Origin of the sequence: Bacillus sp. NPDC094064 (genome assembly GCF_050279585.1) — a bacterium.
Classification (GTDB): Bacteria; Bacillota; Bacilli; order Bacillales; family Bacillaceae_G; genus Bacillus_A.
The window spans coordinates 573,951-598,434 of sequence record NZ_JBNNUI010000001.1 but is presented as its reverse complement, the minus strand read 5'-3'; the positions used below and the strand labels follow the sequence as shown (position 1 = coordinate 598,434).

Below are 24,484 nucleotides of genomic sequence, written 5' to 3'. Positions count from 1 at the left end.
CACTCCTTTTTGTTATAGGAGTAATTATGCCCTATTACCGCTACTAAATGTATCTGCTACTAAATTGCTAAATTCACGTAAATAATATAAATAATTATCACCGCCGTAATTAAACCTTTTATTGTACATTTTTGCAACAACTACATTATATTCAGGTATCACTAAAATGGTTGGTCCAGTAATTCCTAATATTTGATACGAACCTTTTGGAACACGTTCACCAATTTCACTTAATTGTGCAGGTTCATTTTGAACGAACCAAAACAACCCGTTTTGTGGTAATTCATTATTTTTATAATTTGGACTCTGCAAGCTGGTAGCAATTTTTATAACTTCTTTTGGAACAATTTGTTTACTATTTATCATACCTTGATTTAAATGGAGGTTACCCCAACATGCAAACTCTCTAGCTGAGACAAACAGATTTTTTTCAGTACCATCATCTACTGTACCCACTTCGCTAATCGCGGCTTCATTTGGATTATTAACAACTTTAACTAAATTTTCATCTTGCTGAATTCTCCATCCTGTTTCTTGGAATTTAGCAGGTTTAAACACACGCTCTTTTAACAATTCAGGAAAACTTTTGTTATATAGCTGATAAATAAGACGTGTCATCATTCTTACATTAATATCTCTATACGCCCAAGCTTGTCCGGGTTCAAATTCACGAAAAATTGTCCCGTCATCCGTTTCCGTTAAGCCATGCGAGTGAGTTACTAAATGTCTTATCGTTGTTTTACCAAGTAATAAAGGATTGAAGTCTTTAAAATATTGTATCGCCTCGTCCTCAATAGAGTTTATTTTCCCCTCGTAAAGCGCATACGCTACCATTAATCCTAAATAACTTTTTCTCGCAGAAGCAACGTTAAACTGAGAAGATGCTGTTACCTTTTTACTTTTAGATGTATTTGAATGGTATCCACTATAATGCTCTAGTACAATTTTGTTATCCTTTATAATACAAAGTGCTGTAGCAGAACTATGATTTTTTTCTTTTATATTCTCTACCCAAGAGATCAACTTATCATATGTATACAAATAAATCCTCCTTAATACGCATAAAAATCACAGTATGAAAGAAAAGCATAAACTAGTATTTACGCCTTTCTTTCATATGAAATATTAGTGATTTACTACAATTAAATAAACCACCAGTTCCAGCAATTAAAGCAGCTGAAACATCCAGCGCAACCTATACATCCACCGCAACGACCTGCACAACCGCCGCATCTGCCGCCACAACCACCACAGCGTCCACCACAACCGCCACATCCACCGCAGCGACGTGCATCGTCCTGAATGTAGTAATATGGATATTGATTTTGTTGTTGATCCCAATACACAACATTACCAGACTGATAATCATTTAGGTTTAATGATTGTAGTTCTTGTTGAAACTGATTCATTACGAAACCCTCCATTTATAAATATAAATTCCGTCCAAATATTAAAATTAATATAGAAACAAGGCTATAGACTAAATGCGTACATCAACAAAATATGAACTTACTCTAGGTGATGTACCTTGTTTTTTAGCCTATTTTCTTACTTTCCTTTTGGCGGACGGATTTACTATTGATAGAGGCGTTTAAAAATTGCTAATCCAACAGTTTAGTAGTTCATCACTTAATTTTCTTTCTAGTAACTCTTTAACTGAAGGTGCTGGCATGATTTTATAATCATTTAAAGCTTCTTGATTATAATCTATCCAGTGAAACGCTAAATGAGATTCTTTAGATTTCGGTATGAATTCAATATGTAACTCTTGTGAATCTATCTCAAAAATATGATTGATTTCATGGTGAAGAACTTCTCGATCTTGCCATTGGTTTTCTATGACTCCTAAAAATTGTTTTATACTACAATTTACTCCGAGTTCTTCTCGTAGTTCTCTTATTAATGCATTCTCAGCTGATTCGCCAACTTCAACATGACCACCTGGTAAAAAATAATGATATCCGATGTATTCAGCAACTAGCAATTTTTCATCTTTTATCATGACAGCCCGTACAATATGATGGAATTTGCTTTTCAATCTATATTCCTCCTAGTCATTCAATTTAAAATAGCACGTTTTACAAGTGTCGACTTTATTTAATTCATCTCGTAATAATGAAATGTATTCTTCAGGAATACATACTTCGATTTTCACTTCTGTAAAGTACATGTTTTATTTCACGCCTTTACTTAACAAAAGTTAAACGAATAAACGATATACTTCTTCACCATCATAATCATGTCCCAATGATTGAAAACCATAACGTTCATATAGTTTCTTTGCAGAGATATTATCTTTATGTACTGTTAATCTAATTTCTTTACACGCCATACTTGTATTTTTTATTAAATAAATACTTTCTTGTAATGCTGCTTTTCCATAACCATTACCTTGCTGCTTTTGATCGATAATAAATCCGTTTATCCAATACATATCAGTTGTTTCTCTTGCAAAAGCATGCATAATAAAACCAACCATATGGTCGCCGTCATATATCGCAAATGGTACGTACTCTACATTGTCACCATCTGGTTTTATATATACTTTAGCAAGTGAAACTGCTACTGATGGAACAAAGTTTCTTTGCTCTTTTTTAACTTGTAAATTTAATGCATCTCTCCAATTCTCTCTCGTAACAACCTTTAAGTGGATATTCAATATTGTAAGCTCCTTTATTAAGAGGATATATTTTTATATTCAACGCTGTAAAATAATTCCCTGTTTCTTGATTTTAAGAAATGTGTTGAATTATCACTTCTTAAAAAAATCTATCCATTAATATTGCTGTACTTTTCACTTCGAATATCTTTCTTTAATGATACATGTGCTATTAAAACTCCAAGTATAGTAATTACCCCACCAACTACCGAAATAAAAGTAGGTACTTCACCTAACCATACCCAAGCTATAAAACACGCAGTTACTGGCGTTAAATATAGAGAACTTGTTGCCTCGGAAGCACCAGCATGAGATATAATATATGCCAATGCAATATACGGGAGTACTGTTGGAAATAAGCCTAAATATATAACGCTCAAATTAACTTCAAGAGGAGCTGCTAGTATTTCTTGATAAATTCCCGGTAAGAAAATAAGCATACATACCGTACTAGATAAAATTGTATATATGGTAAATGGCAAGAAGCCGTACTTTTTTAAGTAAGATGTTTGGAAAACGAAAAATAGGCTTTCTGAAACGGCTGCTAATAATATAAATAACCCTCCACTTTTTAACTGAATAGAATCTCCTTGGCTGAACGATATGAATGCAATCCCTATAAAACTAATTACCCCACCGATCCATCCATTTAATTTCATTTTTTCATTCAAAAAAACAAAAGCAATAATTGCCGTTACTATAGGTGTGACTGAAACAATTAAACTTGCAGATCCAGCATTTACTGTTTTTTCGCCGTAGTTTAATGCAATATGATAAATAGTAAACCCTAAAGCACCGAACATAAAAATTGCTGGGATATCTTTTAAATCAGGTAGCCGTAACTTATATATAAAGGAGAACAAAAGAAGTATAAATGAAGCAATTAATAAACGTAGTAAAGTCAAATGCTCAGGTGTATAAGATTCAAGCCCCCTACGAATTGCCGGAAAAGCAGTTCCCCATATAAGAATGGTTAAAGTATGAGCACATATAATGCGTAAATCCCACTTTTTATTATGCATGTTTTTTCTCCCTCCCTAATAAACCAACCATTTTCAAATTACCAATTATTTCTTTTCATCATATTTAATAGTTGCTACAATGTCTTCAACCAGTTATTTATTGAAAAAACCAACCACTTTTCAACTTTTAAATAAAAGAGGGAGATTTTTCACATGAAAACTCATAAAAAAACGCCCAAATATCAGCAAATTGTAGACTATATAAAAGAAAAAATTGAAAATGGAGAATGGCCAATTGGAAGTAAGATTCCGAGTCAACGGCAGTTAGCAAAATTATTTCATGTAAATCGGAGTACTGTAATAACTGCGCTAGATGAAATTATGGCGGATGGCTTAATTCAAGGACAAATCGGAGTAGGAACAATTGTAACGAATAATACATGGTCATTGTTAGCGACGAACCCTCCTCCCGATTGGAGTGAGTATGTAAAAGCTGGTATCCATAAACCCAGCAAATTAATGGTACGAGAAATAAATGAAGCAGAAGCAAATAAAAAACTTATCCAGCTTAGTAAAGGCGAACTTTCACCTGATCTTTTCCCGATAGAAACTATGCAGGCTATTATGAAGAACGTAAGCACAGAATTAGATTATTTCGGATACGAGGAACAAAAAGGGTTTTATCCATTACGTGAAGCAATAAGTACATACGTAAAAACATTCGGAATACATGTATCGCCTAATTCTATATTAATCGTCTCTGGTGCACTACAAGCATTACAATTAATTTCAATTGGTCTTTTACATAGAGAGTCAACTGTTTTACTTGAACAACCTTCTTACTTATATTCACTTCATGTATTTCAATCAGCAAATATACACCTATCTGGTATATCAATGGACCATCACGGTATTTTACCTAGCGACTTATTAAAACGAATTAAATACAGTCAAAAGCAAAATATTTTATATTCTATTCCTTGCTTTCAAAATCCAACAGGGATATTAATGTCTAAAGAGCGACGGAAAGAAATATTAAAAATATGCGAGAAAGAACAGTTACCTATCATCGAAGACGATATTTACCGTGAATTATGGATTGATGAACAACCACCAGTACCATTAAAATCAATGGATAAACACGGACATGTATTATATATTGGCAGTCTTTCTAAAACACTTACCCCTGGACTTAGAATTGGGTGGATTATCGGGCCAGAACCTGTAATTGATAGATTATCAGATATAAAAATGCAAACTGACTATGGGTCTAGCTCTTTATCTCAAAGAGTTGCTGCTGAATGGATAAATAAAGGATTTTATGAGGATCATGTAGCAAATGTAAGAATTCACCTTAAAAAACGAAGACTAATGATGATACAAGCTTTAAATGAGTATTGTACAGACATTGCCACTTGGGACGTTCCTACTGGCGGAGTTTTTATATGGATAAAGATTGTACCTAACATTCCGATGAAGAAACTATTTTCAGAGGCACTATCAAAAGGTCTTCTTTTAAACCCTGGACGTATTTATGAAGAAAAATCAGATCAATGCATACGTTTATCATATGGATATGCTTCTTCAGAACAAATCACTAACGGAATTAAACTATTAAGCGGATTAATCCGTAAGTTAATGGCATAACAAAAACTCCTCATTTATCTATAGAGGAGTTTTTATGTGTCTTATTTACCACAATCTCATTTCTTGCCCCAATAAAATAAGTTCTTCATAAGGATCTCCGTTAATTTTTAATACTTGAGCAAAAGCTGTTTCAGTTTTTAAACCTTGTTCCTTCAAGTGGATTATTTTTTCTCTTATATATGGATGCTGCATTAACAGCATGTGTTCTACAATCATATGTTTATATGCATTTTGGTTACGCACTGGCTTAGGTTGAGCAAATAATTCAAATTCAAAACCTTCAAATTTAAAATTCACCTTTATCGATTCGGTATTTTTAATTTTTTTCTTTTTTATTTTGAACCCTTCATAAGAACCATATAAAGATCTCATTTCTTGTTCAAAAGCATTAAAGTGATGTACTTCCATTACAATATCTAAGTCAGATTGAGGAGTATCAATTCTAATAGGGATTGTCCCGCAAAGAACTGGACTATATAAAGATAAATCCTCCATTATGTTTAGTTTATTTAAAACATTATATACTTGTTGTTGCTTGTCATTCCCAGATTGTAAATATGTAATAGATGTAAACATTGAAGTCTCTCCTTCATTTCACGTAATACGTGTCTCACTAAATTCAAGAAAAATTTGTTCTAGGAGTACCTTTATTTCAATAAATTAAGCCGAACTAACTATATTTTTCAACTTTTCTCCTATACTGCAATACTATAAAAATAAAAAGGAGAAATAAATATGGGTATTTTCAATATTCTTTTGATCATCCACATACTATTTGGCACGATCTGCTTAATTACCGGTATTATAGCGATGGTTGCTCAAAAAAAGAAAGGGAAGCATACGGAATGGGGCGAAATATATCATGCATCCTACGTTGTTGTCACAATTACTGCAATAATACTATCCATTATCAACTGGGATAAAATCGCATATTTATTCTATGTAGCAATTTTTTCTTATTCATTTGCGATTTATGGTTACCTTGCAAGAAAAAAGCGTTGGAAAAATTGGCTCCACCACCATATTAGGGGAATGTTAGGCTCCTATATCGGTGCTGTTACCGCACTATTAGTAAACATCGGCATTCATATTCCCATTTTAAATTTGCTTCCGCCAATATGGTTTTGGTTTTTACCTACCTTAATCGGAATTCCTCTCGTAGCTAGTGTATCAAAAAAATATAAAAAGCGTAGTTAAAATTAATTACATTTTGATTACTTACTGATTATCATTATAAAAAATATACCCAATGTAATATTTTATTAATAAAGTCAAAATCGTATTGCTTTAAGTTAGTCATTTAGCGCTAAATAAAAAGAATCCAATAAAAGTATTGGATTCTTTTTCGGATTTCATTTCAATATCGGCTCTATGTATTCAATGATGTTACCATCTGGATGACGAACTATCATTTTCATGCCTGTAGGTACTTGTATTGGTTTATTGATCATTACACCATTATAGTTTAAGATTAGTTTTTTACTTCCTGCAGATCATCAATTACGATTGTTCCCCTTTCACAGAAAGTAATGATTTAATATCCTCTATATTAAATATAACATAGAGGGAATTTTACTTATTCTTTGAAAACGCCCTTTTTACCCCCTTTATATGACACGTTATAGTATGAAAGAATTAAAAATGATATAACGTTGTCGGAATGAAAAAAGTGGTATATAATAAATATTAACATTACTAGTAATTATTTTAGGTATTCCTAGAATAAAGGAGCGATACATATGAAAATTACTATTTATTTCGGAAGTCATGAAGATCAAGATGTTCGTACTATGGACTGTCATTTAGATGTAGAAGATACAGAAGAGATTGTTTCTGTATCATAATATAAATAGTTGGGATGAACCCTCTTCCCTACAGCGTTTAAGGCACCTTTTACAGGTGCCTTTTTTGTTGTTTTTTTCATCAAAAACCCTTTACTTTAGAGCGTTTTAATAGTAAAATATAAATATACGAACGAATGTTCTTTTTATTTTAATTGTACATGAAGGGATGATTTTTACAATGGCTCAAGCAAAGCGCAGAGGAAGAAAAAAGCAAACACCTATTATTTCAAATACAGGCTTTATTGGCTCTGTCTTTATTGATACATTGGAGTTACAAAAGAAATCCTATTACTTCGCTCGTAAAAAACTCCAAATCGTTCATCATGTTTTAGATGGCCTCTCCGGGGCAACGAGTTCCCTATTTAAAGAACATAATATTTCAGCATACATGTCATGTGTGTACTTACATAAACAAAAGAAAATTGGTTTCGTTCTTTCAACGAAACCATTTGAACAAAGTGATGGCGTTGCTTATTTTGTAAATTATTTAATCGAAAAAAACTTTTACGGCGGCCATGATGAAGATGTAGAATATCAAGAAGTATTTAATACGGGTTTTATCGGTGTAGTATTCGCTGATTTATCTAGTATAGATCGCTTTAATTTCGAGTTTGAAATGGGTATGTTAACGAAATTAATGAAAGATATGATTATTCCAGTTAAAGAACTCTTTTTACGCCACAACGTACCGGCCTACATCTCCACTTCTCATTTAGAAGAACAAAATAAATTAGGTTTCGTTCTATCAGTAAAACCGTATGATGAACGTGCAGAAGCAGATTTATATTTTGAAGCGTATTTAAAAGAACGAGGGTTATTTATTGGTGATGAAGAAGATGATATTGATAAAATTGTAATTAGAAAAACCGCTGAATTACGATAGAAAAGCGCAGGGAAACCTGCGCTTTTTAAATATGAAACAATATCATTTAATTATGTTAAGCACTATAATCTTTTGAATGAAGTTCTAAATTCAACTTATTTGAGTAAGCCTCATTCAAAATAAGAAATACTATCCCTCCTGCAATAGGTAACGTATAAGCTGGAACATAATTTAATAATAAACCTGATACTGCCAGTGCTATTGGCTGCATCATTTTACCTATACTTATTCCGATACTAAGTACCCTTCCCCTATATTCATCAGGAATCTCTTTTTGCATGAAATAAATTAATGGGATATCAATTAGTGCTATCATTAGCCCTAAAAAGAACATACTCACACAATATATAGAAACGTATACAAAGTTATTTACTTCAATACTTCTAAATAAAACAGGAATTCCTGAAACTATCATAAAAATCCCCAACGTAAAACTTATTTTTTTCAAAAGATAAGAATAAGAAAAACGATCAGTTATCTTTTTTACTAATATTGCACCAACTATCATTCCTATTGGAAAAGTCCCTTGGATTATACCGAATTGATTCGAACTGAGATTGAGAACCGTGTGTATTATATATGGTAAAGGAACCGTTACAGCAAACCCTAAGAAGAAATTAAGTGCAATTAAAATACTAAACGTATTCTTTAAAGTCTCTTTCTTAATTAAGTAAGAATACCCTTCTTTTATATCTTTAATAAAATTAATTTCTTTTATTAAACATTCCTCATTTGTGTTATGCTCGAACAATTTAAAGCGAATAAACATTATAAATATGCTTGAAAGGATGAATGAAATACCGTTTATTATTATAAAAGTTTTTATATTTAAGACAGCAAAAACAATGCCACCTAACATAGGACCGAGAATCAAAGAAACGGAATCAATTATTTTGCTTATAGAATTAATACTCATTAACCGCTCTTTAGAAACAATATTGGGTTTTGCAGATTCTAATCCTATCCCAAAAAATGTTGTAAATACAGTAATAAGAAATGTAGTAGCATAAATAATAAATAAGTTTAATCCAAAATTACTGCTAAATATATAAACTGAGATTAACACCCCTCCATTAAGCAGATCCATATAAACAACTAATTTCTTTTTATCAACCTTATCTGCGATTACGCCAGCAAATGGATTCATTATAATCATTGGAATCGTTCCTAATATGAGCGTAATCGCGAAGTTTAATGCTGATCCAGTTATTTGTAAAACATATAATCCTAATGCAAAACTATAAATAGAGCTACCAAATATAGATACTGTTTTCGCAATGGAATATAAACAAATGTTTCTTAGTTCTTGGTTGATTTTTTTATTTTCTAAATGTAATTGTAAATTCCCCATAATTTTTTCCTCTCTGTTTAATTTTGTATTACGTACATTGTAAGTACTTGGGTCAACCCGATAGCAATATGTACTATTAGAAATTTTTTGAGGGAAAATAAATAGAAGATGGGGTTAACCCCATCTTCTTCCGAAAAATGAATATATATAAATTTCCTCTCCTTGAACAAAGAAATTTTCATACTTCCCGCCCCGTTCCAAATTTTTAGAAGTTCTTTCATCAATGGAATGAAACTGTAGCTTTTTGATTGCTTTCTTAACTTTTGAAGAAATAAAATTATCTCGAAATCCAGGTGGAATTTGGCTATTTATGCTGAATTTATTAAATAAAATAAATGAACTTAATAAATAACAATCTGGTTTAAAAAGGGAATTTAACATGTACAATAAAAAATCTTTATGCTCAAAACTATAATTACTTGTACCAGACTGATCAATTACAATATCAACAGAATCATTCTGAATAGGTATATTTAAAAAATCAGCGCAAATAAAAAGAATATTTTTTTTCGGATTTCTTTTTTCAATTACATCTTTTAAAAATGAAAGTTTATTCAAATCTCGATCAACAGCTATATATAAGCAATTCTCTGGTAACTCTTCATAAATATTTCGTAAAAAGAACCCAAGGCCCGATCCTAAATCAAGTAGTATCTTGTTATTCAAATCTAGCTGCATTAGTTTCTTTTTCGCCCATTCTCCGCCTCTTTGTATATTCTCCAAAAAAGTACTATCTGTTTCATAAATATAATCCGAAATAGAATCTTTAAGTGATGTTTTTTCATACTCTTTAAATGATTTACCAGCTGTTAAAATTCCGGAAGTAATCGCGTATTCTTCACCACAACTACAAATTAACTTTCCTTCAATAATTTGATTCTTATTTATTATGCCATCTTCAAGAGTTAAATTTCCGCTACACTTAAAACATGTAAACAAAATAAGTACTTTTAAATCTATCCCTAAAACTGAATTTGAAATTTCATTTGTTATAGATAAATTACTTAAAGTTTCTTTTAATTTATCTTTTCTTTCCTCTAAACCTTTTATTTCCTGTTCAATCTTTTCATATTTCAATTTAAATAAGGATTGATATAAAGTATCTTTTTCGTAATCAATAGATTTCCCTAAATTTTTATAAAGAAACAGTTCTTTAATTTCATTTAAGCTAAATCCTAGCCATTTGTACTCTAAAATAAGTTCTATATCTTTTTGACAATACTCATCAAAAAAATAGTGACCTCCCCTTTTTTCAGGAATAATGAGCCCGAGGTCTAAATAATGTCTAATCGTATCTACACTTACATTATTTACTTCTGCAAACTTACTGATTTTCATACTATCACTACCATTTATGTATTTGTTTATATATACTTCTTTTTTATTTTTAAAAATCCTTTTATCTCTCTATACAAGATTATTTGTAGCGCAAATTAAATAAACCGACAAATAGATTTGGTTCACTAGTTTGTTTTAGAAACCTTATAGTTAATGACCCTAAGGTTGACTAATCCGCATCAAATGATGGTATTACTTGTGTAACCAAAGTAAAACCCCAGAAATCCAAAGGTTTCTGGGGCTTTATTATATATTTATCTCTTTTTGCTTTTTCGTTTGTTTATGTCTATAAAGTAATTTACGAGATGTAAGAGAAATCAGTAATAAAATCAGTATTAGTACTAAAATTTGTATAAATGATAAATCAAAATATTTAGCACCTGTAACAATTAAAAGGGTAGAAATCGTACCTTTTACAATGAAAAAAATAATAATCCATAATCCGCCTTTTTTCCAGTTCATTTTTATTTTATCCCTTCCTGCGTTTAAATTCATAAAAATCCCGTGATAGTTCTTGACAGTGACACCCTAACGGGAATCTATTACACTAATAAAAAAGTAAAATTTTTCTACAAAAATAATGTCCAATTAAATGTGACGATTTCATATTAAATGAAAATGATATTCATTGTCAAATTTATAGAACTTTTTTAATTCCGAAGGTCTTCATACTGGTACGATTTGAATAACCACTCATTTCATCTTAATCACTATGTGAGAATATTAATTGTTTTAGGAAGCAGGTATAGGTAGTGACATGGGCATGTGGCTGGTCCCTACTTTCGTATTAATCAAATAAAAAACCCGTGAATAATCCACGGGTTTACTTTAATAACTAATTGCTATTGTTCCTTCACCCGCATGAACAGCAAATGAGATTGGTAATGGATATAATTTAAAATCCATTTCAGGGAATGCTTGTCTAATATCTGAAATCCATTCTTCCGCTCCATCCTTATCATTGGCATGGAACATATGAAGTACTTTAGGTAACTCTTTTTCAAGTTCACTTTTAATGTACTCTCTACATTTTTGGATTTTACGAACTTTTTTTTCAAGTAAAAGTTCTCCACCTTTTACTTCTAATATTAAATTGACACTTAATAAACTTCCAAGTAAAAATTGTACGCCTTTTACACGACCGCTTGCATATAAACCTTTTAAGCTCTTTGGAAATACATAAAAAGGTCTTCTTTTTTCATCTATTAATGTTTTGTGTATATCTTGTAAAGTCATACCATCATTGTATAACGATTTCGCTTTTCTAATTAGTTCATCCATTGGATAACTGGTCGATTCACTATCTAGCACTGTTAAAGGGAACCCTGCCATTTCTGCAGCAAGTTTCATATTTTGATAAGTTCCACTTACTTTTCCGCTAATAGCAACTGCAAATCCTTCTTCATATTCTTCTTTACATTTCGTAAATAACTCAACCATTTCCCCAATGTTAGGTTGTGATGTAGTGACAGTTTTACCTTCGTTTAACGCAGCATAGACGCGTTCACGTACACCTTCTTCACAATCTTTGTACGACACCCCATCAATAATAACTTCAATTGGAATAACAAAGTTATCTCCTTCTGTTATAAAACCCGCAGTTGTACTATCAGTAATCCAAGCAACACGCTTCATGTTGTTCCTCCCTTAATTCAATTCCTCTTTTCTAATTTTTCTATATATTTATGTTATGAAAAGAGAATATCCCTGTAATAGTAACAGGACTTTATTGTTTTGGCTATAGTAGATGTATATCAAATGTGACTATTTCTTGTCTTTTTCATAAATTAAAAAAGAAAATTAAAGCATTCGCCCAATTTTCTTTTTAAAACATACTATTTAAAGGTTTCATTATCTAAAATTACAACATAATCATTCGTCAATCGCCCAGCTTCTTTTGTATAACTGACTAACCTTTGTATATTATCACAGCAAATTTTCGCTCCCCATACGAGTAACGGTACGCCGATAAAGTCGATATGGAATCTTCTAGAAAACAACCCCCCAAAAGTCATTGGAATAGGCACTGTTGGTGATGTATTAGAAAAAATAATCTTTTCATGACTTTGATAGTGTTTTTGCAGAATCTCTCCTAAATGCTTCATCGCAGGTACCACGACTTTTGATGCGCCACATCCAATCGTATAAACAGGATGACCATTTTCGTCTATTCCATGAAAAATAATTTTCCCCATATCTTCTGTTTTCAATTTATTAAAGTAATCTACATTTAAAATTTCTTCTTTCGTCAACTTACGATCGGTTGGTAATTTATTCAAATGATAAGCTGCAGCGAGTGATGTTGTATGTGTTCCACCGAAGTCTGTGTAAATGAATATCATATTATCATCCCTTGTTGTAAAAGTTCAATGTTAATTAGTATTACCGTTCACAGTATTGTTAAACACGGGATGAATTTATTTTCAATTTTATTTATCAATACATTTCACATTATTAGTATTATTTTTCTCTAACATTTGAATGTTACATTTAGTAACTAACTTTAAAAAAACTTTATAAACATAATATCCAAAAATAGAGCCTAGAACATTGCAAATTACATCATCAATATCAGTAATACGTCCCCATCCACTAAATAAAGACTCAAGTAATTGTAATAATTCAATACTAACTGATACAGCAAATCCTAATAAAATAGTATTTTTGATCTTTTTATATGTACCCCATATGATTGGTGCTAAAAATCCTAAAGGCATTAATAATAAAATATTACCTCCTACATTCCTTATGATTAAAGCAATCATAAATAAAGCATCCCCATCATAAGCACTTCCAATTTGATTGATATCTTTAATAATTGATGCAAAAGGGATAACATTAACTGAACGACTTAGATTTTCGGCACTAGAAGGAAAACCAATTGGTAAAGGAAATAGGGTTACGGCAACAACCATACAAATATATACTGCGAATAGACAACAAATTAATTCTGTCCACCAATTTATACGTTCTTTACTTATTACTCCAATTAATATAATTCGTACTATCAAATAACAGATAATCCCCAAAATGATAAACAAACTTCCGTTGATCATATGCAAACTGTTAACACACCCCTTCATATTATTATTTTTATATTACCGAAAAACCATTAATCTGTAAATTTGATTAATTAAATGTTTTTATGTTTATAAATTTGTATTTTATTATCTCTAATATTCATTATTGAAAACCATCATTTTGTAAATAAAATGATGGTTTTTAAAAGTATTTGTACAATTAAAAAGCCTGTTCTATTTCTCCTATTATTTTTTCAGGTCCCGCTCCTTTATTCGAAGGAATAACTAATGTAATTCCCAAATCTGGATATACAGCAGAGCGAAAACTGACGCCTGGATCATAGCCCATCACATGATATTTAAAAACATTGTTTTGTCTAGTTTCAATCCATACTCCATAGCCATAAAACTGATTATTTTTAACTTGAATGTGAGGTTTTAAAAGTAACTCTGTATTTTCTTGGCTTATTACTTCATAGTTAAATAATGCTTCCCAAAACCTCAGCATGTCTGGAGCAGTAATAAAAGCACCACCATCAGAACCTCCTTTTATTGGTATAGAGTATACATTTGTTCTCCATGTTTGTTTATTTACACCTTTTATATATCCGAGAGCTGTGTGTCCTGGTAATCTATCTAAAGAGAAATAGCCAGAACCCTTCATGCCTAGTGGAATGAATATATTTTTTTCTATATATTCCGTAAATCCAAGCCCTGTTTGTTCTTCTATAATTAATCCAAGTAGGATAAAACCGGCATTGTTGTAGTGAAACTGCTCACCTGGTGTAAACATCATTTTATTGTTTTGGAATAATGGTAAAAAGTCTCGTAAACTTTTTAAAAGATACATTGGATTTTGTTTCCAAAGGTCCTCAAAGTTGTCCATAATACTTTCATCAAAATAATCTGGAATACCCGAACTATGCGTTAAAAGATGATGTACTGTAATATTTTCATTGAAGTTTGGAAATTCAATGCTTAAACAATCCTTTAACTTTGTATGAAAAGTAATTATACCCTTTTCAACAAGTTGGCAGATGCCGATAGCAGTGAAAATTTTACACCCTGAGGCAATTCCGAATCTTGTTTGTAGTGTATTATTTATACATTCACTTTTGTTTGCGTAACCAAATGCCTTTTCATAGACTAATTCTTTTTCTTTTTTTATTAAAACTACTCCAGAGAAATCTATTTTCTTATGTATATCTTTTATAATTTTATCCATTGCATCTTTTATTTTTATCACGACAACCACCCTTATCTTTCGATATTGTTCTTCCCCCTTATTATTTCTCCATATAAAGGGAGAAGAACCTTCTTATTGAATACGATAAATTATTAATGAGAACACAAAATTTATTTCGAATTTATCGATTCAGTAGAATACACCTTAGATTGTGATCGCAATAAAGTAAACACACACAATATGATAGTAATAAGTAACATTATTAATGATCCTACAATAACTACAAGTTGTATAGAAATAACTTGAGTTGCAACGCCGAACAAAATCGTTGCAAAAATAGTTATTACCGCGATTAATAGCCCATATATACTTCCAATCCGTCCCATCATATGAACAGGAACGTTATTTTGGTAAAAGGTATAAAACCCTGTATTTGCATATGCCATAGAGAAAGATAAAATAAAAAATCCGATAGCAGCTATTAAAAACTCATTTGAAAAAGCATAAAATAAATAACCGATTGCAATGAATAATGATCCTATTCCAATTAATAATGAAGGTGCTATTTTTTTTGATAAAATTGTATTTGTAATGGCACCTAATATATAGCCTGCACCAGCTATACTAACTAAAAAACCATATTCACTATCTGTTAATAGTAATACCTCTTTCGCAAACGATAGTTCAAGTGAATCAGTAGCGGTTGCTAATACGATTATGCCTTGAAATAAGAAGTAGACATATACGACATACACATGTTTTCTACTAAAATTTATAACAGCGCTCCAATCTTTTCTTAATACAGTAAGGGATAATGTATTACTAGTCGTATCCAAATCTTCTTTCTTATCAAGGTTGGGCAGAAGTAGTGTAATGGCTCCTGATATAAGAAAGGCAGTAGCATTTATATAAATAGCAAACTCTGGTGTACTCGCAAATAATAGTCCCCCCGCTACCGCCGGACCAATTAAAGATGCACCAGATCCTATTAAAGTACGTAGTGAGTTGAAATGTTGTCTTTTCTCTACTGGAATTAATTTCGTCATATATGTCATAGCAGTCGGCTCATAAATCGCACTGCCCATACTTATAAAAAATACGAATACATAAACAATCCAAAGTGATGGAAGGAAAGGTAAAATAGCGATAAATACTGCACGATATATATCAAGGTGAATCATTAATTTTTGTTTGTTTAAACGATCAATCATACTCCCTGACCAAGCATTTGTAAATAGAGCGGCTAATGGTTTTATTACATATAAAGTAGCAACAGCTAAGGCTGAGCCACCCATATTATAGACAAGTACATTCAGTGCTATTAAGTAAATCCACGCACCTAAATTCGCAATACCAACTCCGGATAGTAGTAATAAAGGATATTTCCAATCTTTAAGTATGTGTTTCATTTTTGGCCCCCGCTTTCCAAATGGTTTTAAAGCAATAAAAAAATCTCACCCCCAAGACTTTTAGTCTTAGGGACGAGATTTACCATCGCGGTGCCACCCTAGTTTATTAATATGTCGCCATATTAATCTTATCAGGTACTACATTGTTTTCATGCTTATACCTTATCTCTATAACGGGAGCTCCCGTCACACCACCCCCTTTATGAAAGGTTCCGATGTGCTGCTCAGAGGCTTGGTTCAATAAAGAATTTTTGCTCCTTTTCAGCTGCATGGAGCTCTCTGTGAAAAATTCATTTTATTTACTCTTCTCTTCATTGCATTTGATTTTTTCCATATTATCACAGTTTTATATAACTGTAAATAAAGAATAATCTGTCGTTTCAAATTATGCCAACGTTACTGATCTTGTTTATTATTTTTTCTAAAAATTACGGTGCGTGAAATTACCTAAACCTAAAAAAGGGCCTACTGTATATAGATAGCCCCTTTAGATCGTCTGAATTAATTTGCATTCGCCTCTGCTAACGGTTGTAGTGGAGGTTCTAATTCTAATATTAACGTATCTCCTTCTTGTATATCTTGTCCTCGTTCAATACTTTGGCTCGTTACATATCCCGTACCTAACGTTTTTAAATCTAATTTTAATAGCTTGGAGAAATGCATAACATCACGCATAGACCAACCTTTTAAATTTGGCATTTTTGCGTTATTTCCTAATAGAAATATACGATCTCCTTCACTCATTATTTCGCCAGACTGCGGATATTGTTTTGTTATCTTGCCTTTTCCTAAAATTACTGGCTGGAGTTTCATTTTTTCTACACTGTTCTCTACTGTATCCATCGTTTGGTTAACATAATTTTGCACTTTTATTTGAGATTGTTTCGTCGCATCTGCCATTTGTTTTTCGGTATATGGTTTCACCTTTAAATATTCAAGACTATTTTTCATAACTGGTTTAAATATTTCAGCAAGTGGCTGCGCTCCATATTCATCTCCCTTTAATTTTGGTTGTTTAATAGCTAAATATACAATTAATTCTGGGTCATCAATCGGAGCCATTCCTAAAAATGAAAAAATATAATTTTCTTTCCCTTCCATATATCGTCCATTTTCCGGATTCGGAATTTGAGCTGTTCCTGTCTTACCGCCTATTGGATAACCATCTACTTTATACATTGTACCAGTACCTTTTGAAGACGTAATAACACGCTCCATTAAGCTCCTTACCTTGTCCGCTGTCTCTTTTTTTATCGGATTTCCAATTTCTTTCGGTTGATTTTCCATAATAACTTGTTTGTTTGTTGGATTTACAATTTTGTCAACGATATACGGTTGCATCATTTTCCCGTCATTAGCTATTGCGCTAGCTGCTTGGATTATTTGAATAGGAGTTACTGTAGAACCTTGTCCGAAAGAAGTTGTGACTTGTTGAATTTGTGTATTTAATAATAAAGTATTTTTACTCTCACCAGGTAAATCTATTCCTGTTTTTTGGTTGAATCCAAATTTATTCATATATTGCTTAAATTTATCCGGTTTTAGTAATTGATCTTCTAAAATAGAAAACGCTACGTTTGATGATCTTTCAAAACCTTCATCAAATGTAATAGATCCCCATCCCAATCCGCCATTATGATCTTTTATATTCGATGAACCAACTGAATATTTTCCGGATTGGAAATATTCTTTCCCGTTATATACACCTTCATTAATGGCAGCAGCTAGCGTAAACACTTTCATTGTTGAACCTGGTTCATATGCATTTGCAATTGGATCATTTAAAAAATACTCTATATCGCCTTTATTAGGATTAAAACTAGGCTTACTAGACATCCCTAAAACTTTTCCTGTCTTGGGATCTGCAATGATTCCTATTAACATAGAAGGATCATAGTGCTCTTGTGCTTTATTCATCGCTTCTTCTAAAAAACTATTAATTTGTTTATCAAGTGTAAGATATACATTATTTCCATTTTTAGCAGGTTCTACTTTTCTAATATCATTTGTAAGCGGAATACCTTTTTGTGAGCCTACATATTCTATATTCCCGTTTGTAGAGCGTAAATATTTATCCAAACTTTTTTCAAGTCCAAATTTCCCTTCTGTATTTCCTTTAGCGTCGGGTCTAGCAAATCCAAGTATATAGGATGCAAAATTTTCATTTGGATATACTCTTGCTTTCTCTGGACTAAAAGACACTCCTGGTATTTTCAATTTTTTTATTTGATCTTTCATTTCTCTAGATAAATTCCGACCAGCTTTTCCAATTTCAACTTGCGTACGTCCCTCATGAAAATTTTTTATTACTTCTTCTTTATCAATTTCAAGCGCATCAGCTAATCGCCCTGCAGTTTCATCTTTATTTTTCACTTTATCCTTCCCTTTTAAATTCACAACAACACGATACGTTGTGGAATCTTGGACTAGTACTTTTCCAGTTTGATCATAAATTGTGCCACGATTAGCTTCTAAAACACCATTTTTATTATGCTGTTCATTCGCAAGTTCCTTTACATCAACATTTTGCACGACCCCTACTGCTTGAATGTAAAAAAAACGTAAAAGCATAGTAAGAAACAAAATAATAAAAGCAATCATCATGTACCGAGCACCTTTATTTGTTTGAAGTTTATGCATACTTTTCTCCTTTCTTTTACAATTAATCAATGAAAAGATACGCTTCTAAGTATGATTTTATTTAATACTATATTTTTCGTAGTTTTTTTGGTAATCCCTTTATATTAGTAAGAATCTAGGTGTGCAAATAATTTTTTTTGTTTTTATTTACTTTTTAATATAATTCAGTGCGTGAAATTTTAAAAATATTCAAACAAAAAGAACCTACTTATTTTGTAGGTTCTTAAATTTAAGCTATATGGTTATATTTCGCTAAAAAAGGAATTCGTTTCGCTACCAATCCATACATTTTAAAAACAAATTTCGCTATCGGTTCAAATATACGTGCACTTTGCATTACTAAGCCACTCGTAATAAATGTTAAGAAAGCAGCGCCAAGTATATCTAGTGGATAATGAACGCCTACGTACATACGTGATATGCCAACTAACACTGCCCAAATAAGTGCAATATATTTCAGTTTTTCTCCTCTAAGAATAAATACAAATGCAATGGAAAATACAAGTACAGAATGATCACTAACAAATGATGAATCTGCTGCATGTGGTACTAATTGATGTACTTCATGTGATATAAAAGGACGCGGATGATAATACACCGCATGAATGAAAACATTTACTAGTAATGCAATACTAACTGAAAGTGTCGTATATAAAACTGTATATTGTTTTCTAATTGCATTCTCTTTCTTTCCGTTATTAAACCATAAGATAAGCATAAACAGAATCGCTACATAAACAGCACTATTTGTAATAGCGATCATTAGCGTATCTAAAAGCTTGGACGATCCCGCGAAATGATTAAACCATTGAAATACTGTGTAATTCATACTACTCTCTCCTTACATACAAGTGTTCTTGATTTACACAGTATACAACATCATTATGAAAATGGGCTTAAGCTTTTCTCATCTAATTCTCATTTTACTATCATTTACTTTACAATGATGAAACTAATTTTATAGGCTATTTATGTACAAAGCTTAAAAACCTTTTAAATTATACAACTCGAATATTTTTCATATATAAAATACATAACATATACATTTAAATATGCGAGTTACAAAATCATATTATTAATGCATACGGAAGTACAAGAATATATCATCAAATCCTCTTTTATTTTGATCTACGATTGCTTTCATTATTATTTCCTTTTAATGCCACTAATTGTACAAGCAAGTTCGAAATAAGCAAACTAATTCGATCGCAAAAAAGAAGGAATGTACAAAACATCCCTTCTTTTCAATACTTCAAAGCATTTATTTTATGATGCAAGGTAGTGCAACCGTAACAACTGTTCCCTCATTTTCTTTACTCTCTATTTCAATAGCTCCGTCGTATTTCTCTACAATTCGTTTTGCAATAGACAACCCTAGCCCATTTCCCCCTTGCTTTCTGCTCCTAGCTTTATCAACTCGATAAAAGCGATTTAGAACAAATGGTAAATCTTCTTCAGGTATTCCTGATCCACGGTCTAATATACAAATTTTAACTTTCTCCGATTGTATACAGGATTCTATGCAAATATACTTATTAACTTCTTTTGTATATTTTACTGCATTATCCATTATGATAATAATAATTTGTTCTAAGTAAGATGATGGCATTGATACATACGCTGCATTACCATCTAATTTTAGATCAAATTGAAAATCAGTTTGAAGTACCGCAAAGTTTTGCGCAACTTGTTTTAATACGCTATTTACATGGACTGGCTCAGCTTCTATTGGATGCATCTGTTCAGAATCAGCTCTTGATAGTTCTAGCAATTCTGAAACCAATTTATTTAAACGTTCTACTTCTTTTAAACTGGATTGAAGAGATTTATCTAATACCGCTGGATCATTTTTCCCCCACCGATTTAACATCGCTAAGTGTCCCTGAATGATTGTTAACGGTGTTCTTAATTCATGGGATGCGTCTTCTACAAACTGTTTCTGTTGCGTAAAAGAAGTTTCTACTTCATCCATCATTTCGTTAAATAGAAATGATAATTTAGCGAGTTCATCATTATTTTCTCGTACTGGAACACGCTCATTTAATCCGTTTTTCTTAATACGGTTCATCGTGTCTGTTATATTTTGAACACTTGATAATAGTTTTTTTGATATAAGTATTCCACCTAAAAAACTAAATATCAATCCGAATACCCCAGAAATAACCATTACAACTAAAATAATTTTTAATAAGTGATCAAAAGTCTCTAAGTTTTTCGTAAGTTCAATCGTTCCAGTGAATCCTTTTGTTTGAATTGGTATACGCTCCACTAATATTCGATCTTCTAGATGCCTCGTTATTAAAGATTCATCTTCTATAATATACTTCGGTTTTATCCAATTTTCATTAAAATCTCGTGAGACAGAGACAATCGGTTTTCCATTAATATCGATAATACGAATCATTTGATGCTTATCAATCATATTATTTAGAAAATCTTTACTATTTTCGAAAGTTTTCGTAGAAAGGCTATCATTTTTATCTTGGAAATATGCCGCTATTTCTGTCACTTGTCTATTTATTTGTTTCTGTTCATAATCTATAGTCCACTTATTAATAACCAAAAATTGTAACGTACTATATAAAATGAATAAAATAAATACTAATGCAGTAGACCAAAGTGTTAACTTCCACTTTATAGGTAGATTTCGAATGCGAAACATAATATTTTTTATCATTTCATTATATATCCTGCTCCTCGGACTGTTTGGATATATTCCTCCTTATCAACACTATGTAACTTATTTCGTAAATAACGAACATATACATCCACAATATTCGTCTCAACGATTGCGTCATATCCCCATACTTGATCCAATAAAACATCACGTGTAAGTACTCGATTAATATTTTTCATAAACATAAGCAATAGCTCGAATTCTTTATTTGTAAGTTCGATTTCTTCATTTTCTTTTGTAATCGTTCGCGATTCAATCTGGAGCTGTAAATCTTTGAATGTAAGGAATGTGACAGGCTTATTTTCTATATTTTCTTCTCGTCTAAAAATAACTCTCATACGCGCTAACAATTCTTCGATTGCAAATGGCTTTGGAAGGTAATCATCAGCTCCACTATCTAATCCTGTCACACGATCCATAATACTATCACGAGCGGTCAACATGATAATGGGGGTCTTTTTAGTTGCTCTTAATCGACGACATACTTCTAATCCATTTAATCCTGGAAGCATTAAATCGAGTAATATAAGATCATAATTTTTTTCAAGCGCAGCTGTTAATCCCTTTCTTCCATCAAACTGTATATCTACTTTATACCCTTCATACTTTAATTCTAACTCTAAAAAATCTGCTAAACTTTCCTCATCTTCAATAATTAATATATGTTGCAACAACAGTTCCCTCCCTATACGTTTAAATGAATAAGTAAACCTATCCCAAATATAATTGCAATAACTTGATGTACTTTTCTATATACCATACATTTTGTTTTCTTATTTAATTTTTGTGAAAAAAAACCAGTTAAACCTAGTGCTAGTAAAACTAATAGAGAAAAGATACCACTGTATATTAATAAAATATGGTGACTCCCTTTTATTAAAAAGTAGGTACCGTGAGTAATCGCAACAGCAATTACAGCATATCCAATTAATACATGAAACTTTTTTATGAAAAGATATAGTTCTTTAATACTTTTAAATAAATTTATGTTTTTTTTCTTTAAAAACAACCATAAATGACGTAAGAACCATAAAGATGCAGCGAAAATTGCCCCATACTCACCAACAGAACCTAATTTTTTATTTAACCCATTTACATGTAATACATCCCCATATGTAACATTAATAAATAGCAATTCTACACTGCAAATAATAATAGTAAAACCTATAATTTTAACATATAAATGAAAATATTTATTTCTGAGTAACTTCTCCATTTTATTTAATCTCCTTGCTTTTACAATTCCTATAACAAACAGTGTATCAACTACAGAAGAAAAGAACATGAGAGAAAGATGAAAATAAAATGAGAATTTCAATATTAATAAAATTTTCTAGTGATATTGTTTAGCTAATTTTATTATGTTTTGAATAAACGGCGCTTTTGCATTTGTATATGACACACGATCAAAAGGATATGTAGCTGCAAGTACCTCTTTTAATTCTCTATATTCTTTACGTGCCCATTCATGTTTTTTTAGAAAGTCTCGAAATAAGAGATTATTTCTCCATTCGTCACTATTATAAATATAAACATGTATATGGTGGGTACCTGCTCGCCATTTCCCCTTTCTAAAAAAACGCCAATTAGGTGTTTCTTTTGGAACATACTCATATCCTATTTTTGATAGGTCTTCAATCCACTTATCAGTAATTCGCAAATCCGTTACGCCAATCATCATATCAACAAGTGGTTTAGCTCCTAATCCTTCTACCGCTGTACTCCCTATATGCTCAATAGCAATCATTTCTTCTCCCAGCAAAACATTCAATTTGCATCTTTCTTTTAAGTATTCTTCATGCCATTCTTTTTGATGTGGCTTGATAATAATTTTTTGATCCATTTTTCTTGCCTCCTTTTAAGCTTGTGTCATTATATTTATAAAATTTCGTGTTAGTAACATAGGAATTGCACAAAATCTGTCGAATATTGAAACATATAACTTTATTATAATAAATGCGAGGTAAATTATGAGAGATATTCCAGTTGAAATTCAGTTAAACCATGTAACTTTCCAATTAAAAGAACGTCATAATTTTGATTGGCTTATGAAATTAGGAACCGTATTTGCAGTTTTTGACCAACAAGATTCCGGTAATCTTTCTTTTGGTGTGGAAAAAGATGGGCATAAGAAATTTATTAAATATGCTGGAGCTCATACAATTTCATATAACGGGAATACGAATGAGGCTATTAAAAGATTAAAAAATTCAGTTCCCATATACGAGGAATTACAGCATCCATCTCTTATAAAATTAATTGAACATTTTCCGGTTCAATCTGGATATGTTTTAGTTTTCAATTGGTTTGATGGCGAATGTCTTCATCCGCATTGGAATTTCTCGCGTCCTGAAAAATATATGCATCCAAACTCTCCATTTTTTAAATTTAAGCAATTATCTGTTACAGAACGAATTCATTCATTGAATTCCATTTTTTCTTTCCATACATATGTAGAAAAGAAAAACTATGTAGCGATAGATTTTTATGATGGGAGTATTTTATATAATTTCAGTACAAATGAGACGAAAATTTGCGATATTGATTTATATTCTAAAAAACCATATATAAATAAAATGGGACGATTATGGGGTTCCTCTCGTTTTATGTCTCCTGAGGAATTTGAGCTTAACGCAATGATTGATGAGAGGACAAATGTATTTAATATGGGTGCGATGGCATTCGCACTTTTAGGCGGTGAAAAAGATCGCACCTTTATAAAATGGAACGCAAGTAAAGAATTATATGAGGTAGCATATCGTGCTGTAAATGAAAACCGTGCAGAACGGTATGCATCAGTTAAAGAATTTTATGAAGCATGGCTAAATGTATCTGATACTGCAAAAATATAACTACATATTTTCAAAC

24 protein-coding genes, 1 pseudogene and 1 other annotated feature are annotated in these 24,484 nt (G+C 31.5%); of the genes and pseudogenes, 4 read left to right on the top strand and 21 right to left on the bottom strand.

Annotated features, from left to right (window positions below):
* Positions 1-24 precede the first annotated feature (24 nt).
* The 6 genes and pseudogenes from ACQKNI_RS03160 to ACQKNI_RS03135 all read right to left on the bottom strand — a co-directional run bounded on the left by ACQKNI_RS03160 (position 25) and on the right by ACQKNI_RS03135 (position 3,681).
* Positions 25-1,041: a serine hydrolase domain-containing protein gene (locus ACQKNI_RS03160; RefSeq protein WP_088229344.1), complete on the bottom strand. Its 1,017-nt coding sequence runs from the start codon at positions 1,039-1,041 to the stop codon at positions 25-27.
* Positions 1,042-1,142: 101 nt separating this feature from the next.
* Positions 1,143-1,409 (bottom strand): heterocycloanthracin/sonorensin family bacteriocin, encoded by a 267-nt coding sequence (locus ACQKNI_RS03155; RefSeq protein WP_140417262.1) that lies wholly within the window; start codon positions 1,407-1,409, stop codon positions 1,143-1,145.
* Between the two features lie 182 nt (positions 1,410-1,591).
* Positions 1,592-2,038 carry an NUDIX domain-containing protein gene (locus ACQKNI_RS03150; protein ID WP_088229346.1) on the bottom strand — a complete coding sequence of 149 codons (447 nt, stop codon included), beginning with the start codon at positions 2,036-2,038 and terminating at the stop codon, positions 1,592-1,594.
* Between the two features lie 36 nt (positions 2,039-2,074).
* Positions 2,075-2,170: pseudogene (locus ACQKNI_RS03145) on the bottom strand (cytochrome C biogenesis protein); the annotation flags it as partial.
* Between the two features lie 30 nt (positions 2,171-2,200).
* Positions 2,201-2,659: a GNAT family N-acetyltransferase gene (locus ACQKNI_RS03140; protein ID WP_098252058.1), complete on the bottom strand. Its 459-nt coding sequence runs from the start codon at positions 2,657-2,659 to the stop codon at positions 2,201-2,203.
* Between the two features lie 110 nt (positions 2,660-2,769).
* Complete coding sequence (locus ACQKNI_RS03135) at positions 2,770-3,681, bottom strand: DMT family transporter (protein ID WP_088229348.1); 912 nt, start codon at positions 3,679-3,681, stop codon at positions 2,770-2,772.
* A gap of 153 nt (positions 3,682-3,834) precedes the next feature.
* Between ACQKNI_RS03135 and ACQKNI_RS03130 the strand changes: the two genes are divergently transcribed.
* On the top strand, positions 3,835-5,268 hold the full coding sequence (locus ACQKNI_RS03130) for a PLP-dependent aminotransferase family protein (protein ID WP_088229349.1): 1,434 nt from the start codon (positions 3,835-3,837) through the stop codon (positions 5,266-5,268).
* 45 nt (positions 5,269-5,313) lie between these two features.
* On the opposite strand, the gene ACQKNI_RS03125 is transcribed toward ACQKNI_RS03130, so the two are convergent.
* On the bottom strand, positions 5,314-5,844 hold the full coding sequence (locus tag ACQKNI_RS03125) for a DUF4269 domain-containing protein (RefSeq protein WP_088229350.1): 531 nt from the start codon (positions 5,842-5,844) through the stop codon (positions 5,314-5,316).
* A 159-nt stretch (positions 5,845-6,003) separates the two neighbouring features.
* On the opposite strand from ACQKNI_RS03125, the gene ACQKNI_RS03120 reads away from it, so the two are divergent.
* Entirely contained in the window at positions 6,004-6,465 is a 462-nt protein-coding gene (locus ACQKNI_RS03120; RefSeq protein WP_088229351.1) for a DUF2306 domain-containing protein, read from the top strand.
* A gap of 813 nt (positions 6,466-7,278) precedes the next feature.
* Positions 7,279-7,995, top strand: coding sequence for a hypothetical protein (locus ACQKNI_RS03115; RefSeq protein ID WP_140417263.1), 717 nt, complete (start codon positions 7,279-7,281; stop codon positions 7,993-7,995).
* A gap of 55 nt (positions 7,996-8,050) precedes the next feature.
* Here the strand turns inward: ACQKNI_RS03115 and ACQKNI_RS03110 are convergent, their stop codons facing one another.
* The 14 genes from ACQKNI_RS03110 to ACQKNI_RS03045 form a co-directional block, all read right to left on the bottom strand.
* Complete coding sequence (locus ACQKNI_RS03110) at positions 8,051-9,346, bottom strand: MFS transporter (RefSeq protein ID WP_427282188.1); 1,296 nt, start codon at positions 9,344-9,346, stop codon at positions 8,051-8,053.
* Between the two features lie 114 nt (positions 9,347-9,460).
* Entirely contained in the window at positions 9,461-10,684 is a 1,224-nt protein-coding gene (locus ACQKNI_RS03105) for a MerR family transcriptional regulator (RefSeq protein WP_098840977.1), read from the bottom strand.
* A gap of 246 nt (positions 10,685-10,930) precedes the next feature.
* Positions 10,931-11,146 carry a hypothetical protein gene (locus ACQKNI_RS03100; RefSeq protein WP_088229925.1) on the bottom strand — a complete coding sequence of 72 codons (216 nt, stop codon included), beginning with the start codon at positions 11,144-11,146 and terminating at the stop codon, positions 10,931-10,933.
* 366 nt (positions 11,147-11,512) lie between these two features.
* On the bottom strand, positions 11,513-12,319 hold the full coding sequence (locus ACQKNI_RS03095) for a DegV family protein (protein ID WP_088229355.1): 807 nt from the start codon (positions 12,317-12,319) through the stop codon (positions 11,513-11,515).
* 200 nt (positions 12,320-12,519) lie between these two features.
* The gene (locus tag ACQKNI_RS03090) at positions 12,520-13,026 is read right to left on the bottom strand and encodes a DUF3189 family protein (RefSeq protein WP_088229356.1); all 507 of its coding nucleotides are present in this window, start codon (positions 13,024-13,026) and stop codon (positions 12,520-12,522) included.
* Positions 13,027-13,113: 87 nt separating this feature from the next.
* Positions 13,114-13,746 carry a VanZ family protein gene (locus tag ACQKNI_RS03085; protein ID WP_240522806.1) on the bottom strand — a complete coding sequence of 211 codons (633 nt, stop codon included), beginning with the start codon at positions 13,744-13,746 and terminating at the stop codon, positions 13,114-13,116.
* Positions 13,747-13,924: 178 nt separating this feature from the next.
* Positions 13,925-14,950: a serine hydrolase domain-containing protein gene (locus ACQKNI_RS03080; protein ID WP_098252104.1), complete on the bottom strand. Its 1,026-nt coding sequence runs from the start codon at positions 14,948-14,950 to the stop codon at positions 13,925-13,927.
* Between the two features lie 110 nt (positions 14,951-15,060).
* Complete coding sequence (locus ACQKNI_RS03075; protein WP_088229357.1) at positions 15,061-16,299, bottom strand: MFS transporter; 1,239 nt, start codon at positions 16,297-16,299, stop codon at positions 15,061-15,063.
* Between the two features lie 65 nt (positions 16,300-16,364).
* Positions 16,365-16,623, bottom strand: a binding site (T-box leader).
* Positions 16,624-16,800: 177 nt separating this feature from the next.
* The gene (locus ACQKNI_RS03070; protein WP_427282187.1) at positions 16,801-18,939 is read right to left on the bottom strand and encodes a penicillin-binding protein; all 2,139 of its coding nucleotides are present in this window, start codon (positions 18,937-18,939) and stop codon (positions 16,801-16,803) included.
* A 229-nt stretch (positions 18,940-19,168) separates the two neighbouring features.
* Positions 19,169-19,768 carry an undecaprenyl-diphosphatase gene (locus tag ACQKNI_RS03065; RefSeq protein ID WP_098252054.1) on the bottom strand — a complete coding sequence of 200 codons (600 nt, stop codon included), beginning with the start codon at positions 19,766-19,768 and terminating at the stop codon, positions 19,169-19,171.
* 432 nt (positions 19,769-20,200) lie between these two features.
* Positions 20,201-21,616 carry a HAMP domain-containing sensor histidine kinase gene (locus ACQKNI_RS03060; RefSeq protein WP_088229360.1) on the bottom strand — a complete coding sequence of 472 codons (1,416 nt, stop codon included), beginning with the start codon at positions 21,614-21,616 and terminating at the stop codon, positions 20,201-20,203.
* Positions 21,613-22,287, bottom strand: a complete 675-nt coding sequence (locus ACQKNI_RS03055; protein WP_098252053.1) for a response regulator transcription factor — start codon at positions 22,285-22,287, stop codon at positions 21,613-21,615. Before ACQKNI_RS03055 ends, ACQKNI_RS03060 begins: the two co-directional genes overlap by 4 nt.
* 14 nt (positions 22,288-22,301) lie before the next feature.
* The gene (locus ACQKNI_RS03050; RefSeq protein WP_427282186.1) at positions 22,302-22,832 is read right to left on the bottom strand and encodes a hypothetical protein; all 531 of its coding nucleotides are present in this window, start codon (positions 22,830-22,832) and stop codon (positions 22,302-22,304) included.
* A 117-nt stretch (positions 22,833-22,949) separates the two neighbouring features.
* Positions 22,950-23,459: a GrpB family protein gene (locus ACQKNI_RS03045; protein WP_088229363.1), complete on the bottom strand. Its 510-nt coding sequence runs from the start codon at positions 23,457-23,459 to the stop codon at positions 22,950-22,952.
* 127 nt (positions 23,460-23,586) lie between these two features.
* On the opposite strand from ACQKNI_RS03045, the gene ACQKNI_RS03040 reads away from it, so the two are divergent.
* Positions 23,587-24,468, top strand: a complete 882-nt coding sequence (locus ACQKNI_RS03040; RefSeq protein ID WP_088229364.1) for a protein kinase domain-containing protein — start codon at positions 23,587-23,589, stop codon at positions 24,466-24,468.
* Positions 24,469-24,484: the final 16 nt, after the last annotated feature.